Genomic DNA, 13141 nt, shown 5'->3' with positions numbered 1-13141 from the left:
ACCCTATGCCGGTGATTTATAGACACTAAAATTTAATATAACTCAGGCTCCAATTGCCTTTTCATCTGCGGTATAGCCCTTTGCATGCGCACGTGACCGTAATTCAGCTTCAATAGACTCCAATGACCGATTACGAGTTTCAATCGTGTATTTGTGAATAAACCAAATCGCAGCAAAACACATCACACCATAAATGATAAACAGCTTCGCAATACCTTGTCCTTCAGCGTTTACAACATGTGCAGGTGTGAAGGCAATGAGTAACATTGGAAATGATTGAGACACGCCGAAGTTAGCTGTCCAGTTGATGCCCGCACCAAATGAATTTCCCAAGCCTCGAATATTCAATGGGAAGGCTTCACCAATCATAACCCACATCACCGGACCCCATGTTGCTGAGAAAAAGGCGATATAAAGTGTCAAAGCGATGACACAAATCCATGACCCGAGATTCCCATGACCGGCCTTCAAAAAGAGCATCGCCGTTGACATGATTAATAAGGACGCCCCCATGCCAATCGCACCGTAAGTCAACATCTTTTTACGATCAATCTTATCCATAATTTTAACCGCAATCGCCGTGACAATCACATTAAATACCCCAATTACAATATGTGATTGCAACGCAAAGTGTTCGCTAAAGCCGGCTGAAATAAAGATTTTAGGTGCGTAATACAAGACTGTGTTACAGCCCATGATTTGCTGGAATACAGCTAATCCAAAAGCCATAATCAATACTGGTCGTGGCATTGGCCCGAACAGTTCTTTTAACCCACCTGATGGTATTGACGCTTGTAATTCAATATCGCCAAGTTCTGCTGCGACTAATTTAGTATCACCATTCATCGTGAGTAAGACTTGTTTTGCTTCAGCAATCTTGCCTTTTCTCACGAGAAAACGTGGTGATTCTGGTAAAAAGAGCCCACCGACAAATAACAAGGCTGCTGGTATAGCAGCTAACCCCAGCATCCAATGCCAACCAACATTTTGATCAAGACCAAGCCAACCATTTGGTGACAGCCATTCGTTAGAGACATACGCCAAGAAAATTCCTGTCATAATCATTAATTGAAACAAAGTACCAATCCCACCACGTTTATCCGCTGGGGACAGCTCTGCTAAATAAGTTGGAATTAAGGCTGATGCGGCCCCAACTGCAATTCCGAGTAGCACACGAGAAACTACGAGTAATAAATAACTGCTACCAATTCCTGAGCCTAAGGCCCCGACAAAGAAAATAATCGCCGATATTAGCAACAGCTTCTTACGACCAAGCTTATCAGACATCGGTCCAATAATGGCCGCCCCAACGATGGCGCCCAATAATACCGAAGCGGTCACGAAGCCATCTTCAAATGAGCCCGCTTGAATCCCCAATTCGTCCCCTATAAATAACATTGCCCCAGAAATGACGCCAGTATCATAGCCAAATAGCAGGCCGCCTAAAGCGCCAAAAAAGTAAATAAAACGATTTGAAATGCGTTTGGTTCCCATCAGTGTTTCTCATATCATAATGACTGTCTATATTGAAAGCGCTTCCAACAAGTATTATAACTTGTTTGGTTGAACAAAGCAACTAACTATTTTTAAAGTTGTTTAACCCCTGAACAGAATAACCCGCAATCACGAGTTCAAAACATCAAAAAAAAGCTACCCAATATGGGTAGCTTTTCAAATGATTAAGCAGTACGACGCTTTTGTTTTGCAAGACGGCGGTACTTATCTAACTCGGTCACGAGCAAGACAATGAAGCCGGTTGCCAAGACCACAAGCCAATCAGTCCATGATAGCCCTGCAGTCGTGAAGACACCTTGCATAAATGGTACATACGTGAACAAAAGTTGCAAAATAATCATCGCCCCAATGGCAACGAAAGCCATTGGATTTGTCCAGAATGACGCACTTAATGCTGGTGCAGCTGTTCGAATATTAAAGAGATAGAAAATTTTACCAAAGATAATCACGTTAACTGCGGTCGTACTTGCCACAGCAAAACCAGTGATTTCATCTAAGTACTCAAAGATTCCCAAGGCGACAGCAGCGATAATCACACTGACATAAACCATCTGGAAAACGTCATAGCGACTCATCAACTTAGCCGATGTTTTACGTGGGGGCTGTGACATCAAGCCAGGTTCCATCGGTTCGAAAATAAACGCCAGTTGTAGCGTCAACGCCGACACCATGTTGATCCAAAGCAACTGTGTGGCTGTCAGTGGCATCGGTTGTTGCAACAAAATACTAAATACCACAATAAGCCCTTCGGCGAAACTAGTTGGCAATAAGTACAAAATCGTTTTGCGAATATTATCATACAAACGACGACCTTGTGCAATTGCAACTTTAATCGTTGAAAAGTCATCATTCGCCAAGACCATATCTGCGGAATCTTTGGCAACGTCTGTTCCCTTGATACCCATGGCAATGCCAATATCAGCCTTTTTCAAAGCTGGGGCATCGTTCACACCGTCACCAGTCATGGCTGTCACTAAGCCGTTAACTTGATAAGCTGTAATAATCCGAAGTTTATCTTTTGGCGTTGTACGCGCAAAGACATCATATTGCGGTACAGCCTTAGCAAGTTCATCATCGGATAATTGTTCAATTTCTGAACCAGTAATCGCTTGAATATTATCCGCCAAGCCCAATTGTTGCCCAATCGCCTTGGCAGTATCAGGGCTATCACCCGTGATCATTTTCACGCGAATCCCTGCACTACGCATATCCGCAATGGCTTTAATCACCTCAGGACGTGGTGGATCAATGATTGCCGCCAAGCCCAAGAAGGTAATCCCAAGCTTTTTCAATAGCTCGTGGGTCACTTCAGTCACATCAGGTGCAACGTCGATGTACCCCACCGCAATCACACGCTTACCTGATTTTGCAAAACTAGAGGCTAAGGTTGACCAATAGTTCAAATCAAAATTTGGATCATTTTTGGCTAAATCAAAGAGCTTATCAGGTGCACCCTTAATCGCCACAAAGCGTGATTGCTTTTGATTTTGTACTAAACGTGCCATATAACGGTAATCCGAATCAAACGGAATACGATCTATCTCGGTTAACTTTGGCTTCTTCAGGCCAAAGGCCTTATAGTAAGCCGACAAGAAGGCCGCATCCGTTGGTTCACCATTAATTTCCCACGTGCCATCTTCATTAGTTAAGAATGTATCGTTGGCTTGATGCCCCATTGTCAAAAACATTTCAAGGGCTGGGTCCTTTGCAGCATCAACAATGATATCATCTAGTAAGATATCCCCGTCCGGTGCATAACCCGTACCGGTGACGTGATAATGATGCTGACCGATCACAATATCTTGGACCGTCATTTCATTTTTTGTTAAGGTACCCGTTTTATCTGAGGCAATAATGTCCACTGCTCCCAATGTTTCAGCAGCAGGTAACGTTTTAACAATGGCATGTTTTTTCGTTAACTTTTTAACCCCAGTAGCTAAAATGATTGATGTTGCGGCAGGCAACCCTTCAGGCATTGATCCAACAATCATCGCAATAATGGCCATCACAAGCGTTTGCAATGAATAAATTTGCAAGAACCAACCAAGCCCAAACATCACAACCGCAATGACAATAATGAGCCAAGAAATACCACGACCCAAACTATCCAACTCACGGATTAATGGTGTTTTTTGTGCCGAAACATCCGCAACACTTTGAGAAATTTGACCAATTTGCGTATGCACACCGGTGGCCACAACAATACCGGTGGCACTACCGTTCGTCACAGCCGTTGATGCATAAGCCATATTACTACGCTCAGCAAGCGGTATTTGACCTACCAGCAGCATATTGTCTTTTAAGACTGAGTCGGCTTCACCTGTCAAAGAAGATTCTTGAATGCGTAGATTATCTGAATCAATGATCCGTAAATCGGCTGGGACGTTGTCACCGGCCTCTAAGTAGACAAGATCACCTGGTACCAATTCGCGCGATGGGATATCAAAACGTTCCCCATCACGAATGACGGTCGCCTCAACAGATAGCATGCTTTTGATTTTATCTAACGCATTGCTAGCATTCACTTCTTGCATATAGCCAATCAAGGCATTAATAATCACCACAAGGCCAATAACGATGGCATCTGAATAATGGCGCATGAGTAACGTCAAGGCGACAGCTACGAGCAAGATATAAACAATGACATTGTTAAATTGACGCAAGAAGATTTGCCATTTTGGCGTTTTCTTGCTATTAACTTCGTTGTAGCCAAACTTTTCAAGTCTCGCTGCGGCTTGTTGTGAATCGAGACCGTCAGGAAAATTGCCTTGCAATGTATCCACGGTCTCTGTCCACGACTGTTGGTAGAAATCTGATGAATTCAATAACGGAACGTCATCAGCTTCATTTGATTTGGTGCTCATAAAATAACACACTCCTTTAAGAGAAAAAATTCTTTGCGTCTTGCTGTTTAAGGTTGGCCGCCAAATCAGGTGATTTGGTAAGTCAGTTTCCCACGCACGTGCGCCGCTACTCCCGCAAGGAGTGTTTAATTTTGAACAAATGAGATTAATATAACAACTTAAGTATATAATATCACGAATTCAGTTGTCAATTATTTACGTAACCACATTTTTTTCTGATACAACCAGCCGTTAAATATATTAGCAACACCAATCCCTAAAGCCAAAGACATCGCGACACTACCAGTATTAAATAACCCTTTCAGCACGGCTGTTAAATTATTTTCAGAAAGTTTTTGCAAGGTACTAAAAGCCATGCCCCCTGGCACAAGTGAAATCAACGCGCCGACATAAATCATGGTGACAGGCACACGAAACCGGCGTGCTAGGAAAAAACCTAACATCCCCACCACCAACGATGCCATAAAATTGGGCAGCACAATGCTATGATGCACACTATCTAACACATAATAGACCATCCAAGAACAGACGCCGGTAATACCAGCCCCAAGTAAGGCGCGTTTTGGTACATTAGCAATAATGGAAAATCCTACACTAGACAACAAGGCCAAAATAGTACTTAAAATAAAATCCGTCACAAGCCATCACCTCAAACAAATCTGACAAGTTCAAACGCAATCCACACACCAGCGACCAACGACGACACCACTAACAAAGCAGTAATCGCCCGCACAAGACCCGACAACACGTCGCCCATAATAATCTCACGAATCGCATTTGTCATCGCCAGCCCTGGCACCAGGGGCATGACCGCTCCAAGAATTGCTGACAAAGTCGAGATTTCTGGGAATAAACCATGACACATTAAGACAAACAAGCCAATTGCTAAACCACCAATAAATTCAGGCGCATAAGGCGTTTTAGATTTTTTGTCCGTTAGGATATACGCCAGATAACCAATGACACCGGCAAAAAACATGATCGCATAATCAAGCGGTGTCCCTTTTGCAATCAAAGATGGCGCCATCCCGACCAGCCCTGCACTAAATACCTTTAAAGCTAGTGGGAAATCCACTACCTGCTGCTTTAATGTTTTGATACCGGCGTAAAATTCCTCTGGCGTAATTTGTCCAGCCACCAAGCTACGCGATAGCGTGTTCACGTGGTCAACCGTTCGTAAATTAAAACCGGAAATACGCGCCTTAACCAATTTCGTTTGTACTCCATTGTTTGCTGAAACGATTACAGCGGTTAACGTCACGTAACAAGTCAATGGCAGGCCGAGTGATTGCCCAATATGTTCAACTGTTTCTTCAATCCGAAAGGATTCTGCCCCACCAAGGAGTAACAAGCGTCCGGCATCGGTCGCGACATCGATAATATCGGCTTCGCTATAGCTTGGATTCGTCATATTTGTTGCCATCAAATTCGTTCACCATCACTTGAACAGCGCCAAGTACTGTCCTTCATTCATTTAAATCATACAAAATGCGGTTATTGACGACGACAATATTCGTGTTAACGTCAATAGCTCTTTAATCAGTATACATTAAAAAGCACCCAAATTTATGGGTGCTTTTAACTTTATTTCTGTTCGTTTGTAACAAGGTCATGAATCACATCAGCTAGCGAAATCGCCTGCATTTTTTGAAAAGCAGCTACTTCAATTTCAGTATAAAAACGATTCAACGTATCTTGAATACGACTACCAACAAAACAATCCGGATTGGTTTTGGGATCAATATGCAACAATTGATGCGTCATATTAATCGCCTGATAGACATCATACAAACTAATGGTTTCTGGTTCTCGTGCCAATGCGGGTGTCGCCACCCCTTGACGGGTCGTGAGTAACCCTGCTGCCCGCAAATCCAACATTAAACTCCGCACGACACTGGCATTCGCGCCAATACTACCGGCTATTGCTTTACTTGATAAGTCGTTGGTTTGATTAATATGAATATAAGCTAAAATGTGTATGGCATCGCTTAATTTATAAGAAAAACGCATATTAGGCGTATGCCCTCCCTGTGATCTTTGATATTTACCAGTGATCGTTTACTGGCAATGCGTTAAGCTTGACGTGACAAAATTTCCTTCAAAGCAGCGGGCAATGGCGTTAAGTCGCGACCCAAAACAGTTGCTAAATCATCTGAAGCCACATCAAGCGATCCTTCGGCAATGGGGCTTTGGAATGAAGCAAAGAGCACGGCCAAATCATGTGGCAAGTCGTTCTTTTCTAGAATGGCAACATATTCGTCTTGCGTCACTTGATCCACTTGAATAGCTTGTTCAGTTGCTTCAATTAAAGCTTGACCAAGCGTTGCATAATCTGCTAACACGCCAGAGAATTCATAGACCGCTTTTGGTGCATCACTTACCAACACTTTAACCGCGGCTTCAGCATATTCACGTTCCAACGCCCAACCTGCACGGCCTGGTGCCCAGTAAGCTGTCACTTGTCGACTGGCACCAGTTGTGATGAAGCCCATTTCATTTTCAAGATACCAGTTATTTCTTAAAATTGCAGCTGAAATATCAGCCTTTTCCAAGGCTTTTTCAGTGGCTAAATGATCTTGCGCTAATGCACTCACTGACTTGTCAGCTTGGATGAAACTTGTATAAGCCACAAATGAGACATGATTGGCAACCATGGCATCAATCACGTTTTGATGTTGCGTTGCGCGTGGAACTGGACCACCAGGTTGCGATGAAATGAACAAGACCCGATCAACACCAGCAAATGCCCGTGTCAAAGCTTCAACATCATCATAATCCGCTTCACGGATGTCTGCCGACCCAAACAATGCCTTGGCTTTCTCTTGATTACGTACAATAAGTACAATATCTTTTTCATCCACTAATTCTCGCAAATAGTGATAAGCGAGTTGGCCGAAGTGGCCTGTTGCAGCAGTAATGGCGTATTTCATAATCGGTGTCCTTTTCTATTACCTGTTGGTTTATTCTGTACAAGTATTATAGCACAACTTGTTGGTTTATAGATAACAAGTGATCGCCACATGTTAGCGTCATAATCCAATAAAAAAAGCACGTGTATCTGTTACCGATACGCCTGCTGCGACAAAAGTTGTGACAAAGCCAATTAGCCCAGCTTAATGAAAGCCACACCGACGGCCATGACAATGATCCCAATGACCTTCAACCAAGACACAGCCTGTCGTGGTGATTGCCACCAACCAAAATGTGACACAGCCATTGAACCGGCAAGTGCCCTGATTAAGCCAATCATCACCGCAAAACCAGCACCCAGCACTGGCACACTCACGGCCATGGCGACAACAAATATACTGCCAAGGATTCCCCCAATATATACCCATTTAGGTTGGCTTGGTACAGGTTTGGTTGGCATTAGTCGCTTATCACGCAACAGCACGACAAGGAAAATAATTAACATGCCAACACCAAACGACACAATGGCGGCCCCAATTGCAGAACCTAAGGCCACTGCTAATTTTCCGGCAATGGCCTGTTGTGCTGATGATACAGCACCAGCAATGACACCCCAGACTCGCCAAGCGTTTAATTCGAGTGCCGATTCTTCAGACTTATCAATCGCATTTTCACGATCCAATTCGCGTCGATTGGCCCAAACGACCGCAACATACACGCCAAACAATAATAATGCCGCTCCGCCAGCTTTTGTCAGTGTCATGGGTAATTGTTTGGCTGCAAACCAACCGAACGTGTCAATCATCAACCCCATTAGCACTTGGCCAACAATCGGGAAAACAATCGCCTGAATCGCACCAATTTTTGGAAAGAGCAAAATATTCGACGTCAAATAAACAACACCAAAGATACCAGGCGTCCAAATCCACCAAGGATGTTGCCCTGTCAGTGTCACATGCTGACCACTCACAAGAAAAACGGCCACCAAGAAGACGAACCCTACGGTAAACGACACCAAACTTGAACGGAATGGTGATTTTAACGCCGCACCCAAGCGCGCATTAATTGGCGATTGGTTGGCTAAAGCCACGCCCCCTAACAATAACCCCACGATGTATAACATGATATTCTCCTTACTTTTTTAAAGCACATAGTTCAAGTCTACGCGGATTCAAACAAATTGCAAGGCATTACGGCAAGTATCATTACACCTATTTATCGTTATATTTTGATCCCGTGGTCACGGCATTGAGAAAATTTGGCATGTCACGGTGAGATTTGTTATACTTATTCTTACTACATTTGTTAGGAATCATACGTCACCCATGAAAAATCCAAGAAAATTTATTCAACAACAAACAAATCACATGCTATCCAAGTCCACTGAAAGGTTGGGTCAATTTAAGCAATTTTTGTTTGCGCCCAACTTGATTACCTTTGTGATTTCAGTGGTTGTTGGTAACAGCTTTGGCTCTACCATTAAGGCATTGGTCAACTTAGTGTTTGGTCTCTTTGATTTTACAAGACTCTGGCTCTTTTCTACGCAGCATACACTATACTATAATCGGTTTACACAACCGTTATCTGAATTTGCTAGTAGCCTATTAACCACAGTCTTAATTGCAACGATTGTATTCTTTACGATTCGCTTTATTAATGAAACGTTGATTGTCGATCCCGTCAATAAATGGGGCTACAATCAAGCGCATGCCGATGCCCTACATCTGCAAAAGCAAAACGAGGAAACAATTGCCTTACAGCGCAAAATTCTGGCAGAGCTTGAAAAACTCAATCAACAAGAAAACCCAAAGTGATGGCACTTTGGGTTTTTCTTTATGCAAGTAATCTGTCATAAAAAAACTTGAATGTCATACGGTATACCAAGATGCTCATTCCTTAAAGTTGTCCCCATGCCGATGCCGCAATTGTTGGGAATAAATAGACAAGACGTTCAACTTCAGCAGGCTCAAAGCCAAATTCAATTGCTGGCAACAACGCATTGATTGCGTTTTCTGCCTGAGGTGACACTTCAGTAGCCCCAACCAATTGATGTGCCTGGTTAAAAATTAAGATATTGTCGCCAATCGTCTCCTGATCAACTTGCCGATACCAATCATCTGGCGTGTGGTGTGCCACAATTGTATAGTCATCAGGATGCTGTTTGGCCTCAGCAACACTTATCCCAGCTTGCGCCAAACGTGGTGACGTAAAGACCACAGATGGTATCACGGGGTACTTAATTGGCGCTACCGTTTCACCTGAAAATGTGTGCATTAAGTATCGTGATTCAAAAATAGCGGTTGGTGTTAACTTAGGTTGTCCCTTATCAATCACATCCCCAGCAGCATAAATATTTGGCACGGTTGTCTGCAAATAACGGTTGACGACAATGCCTTTATCCGTATAAGCAATACCAACTTCATCTAAACCAAGTGCTGCGATATTAGGCACACGCCCCGTTGCATCCAACACCCAGTCACTGGTCAGGGTAAGATCGTTGTCACCCACAACAACAAAGTGATCCGCAACCTGTTGGATTGCCGTCACCGTTGTTTCTCGTATGAAGGTTACCCCACGTTGACTCAAATCAGTTATAATCTGTTCTACAAAAGGTTGATGATACGCACGCAAAGCTTGTGCGCCCCGCATCAAAACCGTGACTTCTGAACCAGCAGCGTTCGCCATTGTGGCAAACTCCATGGCGATATAACCAGCTCCAATAATCGTTAAACGCTTTGGCATGGCGCTTAATTTCATAAAGTCTTCGGAATCATGCGCGAACGCCGAACCGGGAATATCGAGTCGATTGGGTCGTAATCCGGTTGCAATCACAATTTTGTCAGCAGTTTTAGGCTGACCAGCCACTAATACCGTGTGGGCATCAACTAACTGACCACGGCCAAAGAGCACATCGACCGAATTGTTATCAAGCAAACCTTGAATAAATGCTGGTAAACCAGCAATCACTGTCTGTTTATGTGCTTGGTTAGCAGCCCAATCAATTGTGATCTCACCTGGCATCACGCCATGAACATCAGCTAGGTGTCGCTGCAAGGCGACTGGTGAATCCAACACAATTTTGGCGTTACAACCACGATTTGGACAAGTACCGCCAATCAAGTCTTGTTCAATCACACCAACCTTGACGCCTTTGGTGCCAAGTGGAAAGGCGCCATCAAAAGTCCCATGACCGCTGCCAATATACAAAACATCATAATCATATGTTGTCATTTTTCCGCCTCCTATGGCATACGTGCTGACTAAAGCCAACAATACTTTAGTCATGCAATTGTTACCTACAGTATAACTGAAATCAGAAAACCTACTGGATTTAAGCACTGTGAAAATTACCACTCGCCAAAATCAACTGCCAATCTGATCAACAACACTAATTAACGGTTTAAATTGCGGCCAGTGCCGTGTCAATTGCAACTGGCCCATCACTCATCTGAATCACTTGCTTAATGGTATTATCATGATTGAGCAACGAAGCAAGGGTTTCGCCAACGTTTTGAATTGTATTTTTTGATCCACTAGCATCGTTTAACGCAATATGATGGCTGCCCTCACCCGCCACCAAGGCTGTTGCTTGCAAAATTGTATAATCGAGTTGTGTTTGATTCACTAAATAGTTATCCGCAAAAAATTTTGCGATATTGTAATCTACTAACCCTGCTAAGGCCGGATTATCCCATTTTTCAGGTGTGAGTGAAAAAGCGGAACTGAGCATAATGAAACGTTGAATATGGTTCATTTCGGCCACTTGCATCATTTTGACCGCTCCAAAAGCATCTGTCTGTAGCAAGTCTTGACTGCGGGAACCAGCCACAAAATAAATCGCCGCAACGTCTTTAACCGTCTGCGCCAAGTGCGTGACTGTGTCATGTAAATCCAATTTAACGGGCGTAATATGGTCAGATACCATAATTTTTTCTGGTGAACGTGCACCAGCAACGACTTCATGCCCTTGTGCGACTAACGACTGCAATAAAACCGTTGCTACCCGCCCGGTTGCACCAGCAACAAATACTTTCATGTGATGACTCCTTCTACTTACCGTATTCTTGAACGTCTATTCTAACACATCACTGTGCGTTATATTACACTTTATGCTTTGTAATGTTTCAACCCACCCGCTGCTAATCGCGGTTCAGTATACTAAAAAACGCGTCGATACTAGCGCAACTAGTATCGACGCGTTATGTGTTATTGAATCAAACCAAAAAGATCATTGAACCCTTCCATCATTGATGGGTGTGAATAAATTTGATCACGCAATGCTTGGTATGGCAACTTATGATGCATAGCCAAAGAAATTACGTTAATCAATTCTTGTGCTTCGACTGCAAAGAAAGTCGCCCCCAAAATCAGGTCGTCTTCTCCAACCAAAACCTTGAGATAACCACGGGTATTGCCTTCAATATGGGTTTTTGGAAGGCTCGCAACCGGTAACTTAGCGACCCGATAAGCGATATTTTCGGCTTCAGCTTGCGCTTCCGTCAAGCCAATTGTTGCCAATGGTGGATTAGTGAACAACACGTGCGGCACCAAATTTTGCTGTGCCAATGTGGCTTTCCCATCACCGAATAATTGTTGCCAGACAATTCGTGAATCATCGAGTGAGATATACGTAAACTGCGCACCCCCACGCACATCACCAACTGCCCACACATTGTCAACTGTGGTGCGTAGGTGATCGTCCACGACCACGGCACCATTTTCAACAGCAATATCAGTATTTTCCAAACCAAGATTAGCAATATTTGGTCGACGACCAGTGGCAATTAAAACAGCATCAGCTGTCAACGGTGCGACAGGTTCATCGTTTGCAACAAGCGACAAAACAGTGTGATCACCCTCATCAGTCATTTCAACCACTTGTGTTTGATAACGAATCTCGACACCTAAATCAGTCAAAGATTCAGTCACGGCTGTTACAGCTTCTGATTCAACCTGTGGCAACAAGCGATCGTCACGCACCAAAAGCGTCACCTTAGCGCCAAATTGCGCATAAGTCGTAGCGAATTCAATGGCAATATAACTGTCACCAATAATCACTAGGTGTTCCGGCAAAGTTTCTTTAGCCATCAAAGTGTCTGTTGTATAAACAAACGCACTATCCTTTAGCCCAATAATACCCGGCCAAACTGGCTTAGCACCGGTGTTGATAAAGATGCGTTCGCCCTTAACGGTCTCTGTTGTGCCATCCTTCATTTGGATTGTTAACGTATGATTATCAACAAACTGGGCTGCGCCAGTAATAACTGTTGCCGTTGGTAAATCTGCCACCTTACGGTAGTTTGCTTGACGTAATTTACCAATCGTCGCATCTTTCTTTAAGACAGCACGCTGATAGTCCGAACGATCCGTCGCACTACGCGACAAAGTATACAAAAACTTTGACGGAATGCAGCCGACATTAATGCAAGTGCCACCATACATTTGATCCGACTTTTCAAGTAGGATAACGGATTCCCCTTTTGCCGCTAACTTAAAAGCGAGCGTTTTGCCGGCCTTACCAAAACCGACAATGACATTTTTTGCTTCTTTCATACGATCTTTACCACCCATTCTATTTTACTTATGATTATGACCAATTGGTGCCAACAGCTGGGCATTTATTTTTACAAAACTTGTTCATACCTTCATTACACAATGTCTTGAGTTGCAACGCTTTCACGCGATAGTTCTGACTTTCCCTAACTTTTTACTTACAAGTCGATTATATCACTGATAGCAAGGTGTACATCAAAATCTGAATTGGATTTAAAAAAATTCATAAAAAACCACGGTTTACCTTAAAAGTAAACCGTGGTCTTCGGACTAAGAATGCCCAACATGTTATGTTAATA

11 protein-coding genes are annotated in these 13141 nt (G+C 43.4%); 1 reads left to right on the top strand and 10 read right to left on the bottom strand.

Annotation, left to right across the window (positions count from 1 at the left end; translation table 11 throughout):
- Window positions 1–42: 42 nt before the first annotated feature.
- The 7 genes from ACW12G_RS03940 to ACW12G_RS03910 form a co-directional block, all read right to left on the bottom strand.
- A complete protein-coding gene (locus tag ACW12G_RS03940; protein WP_455647317.1) occupies window positions 43–1494 on the bottom strand; it encodes a sugar porter family MFS transporter in 1452 nt (483 codons plus the stop codon).
- 185 nt (window positions 1495–1679) lie between these two features.
- Window positions 1680–4379 carry an HAD-IC family P-type ATPase gene (locus ACW12G_RS03935; protein ID WP_455647316.1) on the bottom strand — a complete coding sequence of 900 codons (2700 nt, stop codon included), beginning with the start codon at window positions 4377–4379 and terminating at the stop codon, window positions 1680–1682.
- A 191-nt stretch (window positions 4380–4570) separates the two neighbouring features.
- Window positions 4571–5017 (bottom strand): threonine/serine exporter family protein, encoded by a 447-nt coding sequence (locus ACW12G_RS03930; protein ID WP_036085540.1) that lies wholly within the window; start codon window positions 5015–5017, stop codon window positions 4571–4573.
- A gap of 11 nt (window positions 5018–5028) precedes the next feature.
- Window positions 5029–5802, bottom strand: coding sequence for a threonine/serine ThrE exporter family protein (locus tag ACW12G_RS03925; protein ID WP_455647315.1), 774 nt, complete (start codon window positions 5800–5802; stop codon window positions 5029–5031).
- Between the two features lie 161 nt (window positions 5803–5963).
- Entirely contained in the window at window positions 5964–6389 is a 426-nt protein-coding gene (locus ACW12G_RS03920) for an Rrf2 family transcriptional regulator (RefSeq protein ID WP_455647314.1), read from the bottom strand.
- 62 nt (window positions 6390–6451) lie between these two features.
- Window positions 6452–7309, bottom strand: coding sequence for an NAD(P)H-binding protein (locus tag ACW12G_RS03915; protein WP_029509392.1), 858 nt, complete (start codon window positions 7307–7309; stop codon window positions 6452–6454).
- A 173-nt stretch (window positions 7310–7482) separates the two neighbouring features.
- Window positions 7483–8412: a DMT family transporter gene (locus tag ACW12G_RS03910; RefSeq protein WP_455647313.1), complete on the bottom strand. Its 930-nt coding sequence runs from the start codon at window positions 8410–8412 to the stop codon at window positions 7483–7485.
- 202 nt (window positions 8413–8614) lie between these two features.
- Between ACW12G_RS03910 and ACW12G_RS03905 the strand changes: the two genes are divergently transcribed.
- Complete coding sequence (locus ACW12G_RS03905; RefSeq protein WP_048701608.1) at window positions 8615–9103, top strand: MscL family protein; 489 nt, start codon at window positions 8615–8617, stop codon at window positions 9101–9103.
- A gap of 82 nt (window positions 9104–9185) precedes the next feature.
- On the opposite strand, the gene ACW12G_RS03900 is transcribed toward ACW12G_RS03905, so the two are convergent.
- The 3 genes from ACW12G_RS03900 to ACW12G_RS03890 all read right to left on the bottom strand — a co-directional run bounded on the left by ACW12G_RS03900 (window position 9186) and on the right by ACW12G_RS03890 (window position 12842).
- Window positions 9186–10520, bottom strand: a complete 1335-nt coding sequence (locus ACW12G_RS03900; protein WP_455647312.1) for a dihydrolipoyl dehydrogenase family protein — start codon at window positions 10518–10520, stop codon at window positions 9186–9188.
- Between the two features lie 169 nt (window positions 10521–10689).
- Window positions 10690–11325, bottom strand: coding sequence for an NAD(P)H-binding protein (locus ACW12G_RS03895; protein WP_048701611.1), 636 nt, complete (start codon window positions 11323–11325; stop codon window positions 10690–10692).
- Between the two features lie 170 nt (window positions 11326–11495).
- Window positions 11496–12842, bottom strand: a complete 1347-nt coding sequence (locus ACW12G_RS03890) for an FAD-dependent oxidoreductase (protein ID WP_455647311.1) — start codon at window positions 12840–12842, stop codon at window positions 11496–11498.
- Window positions 12843–13141 lie beyond the last annotated feature (299 nt).

The sequence above is a fragment of the Leuconostoc sp. genome (assembly GCF_965300815.1).
This window is presented reverse-complemented; position numbering and strand designations above follow the sequence as displayed.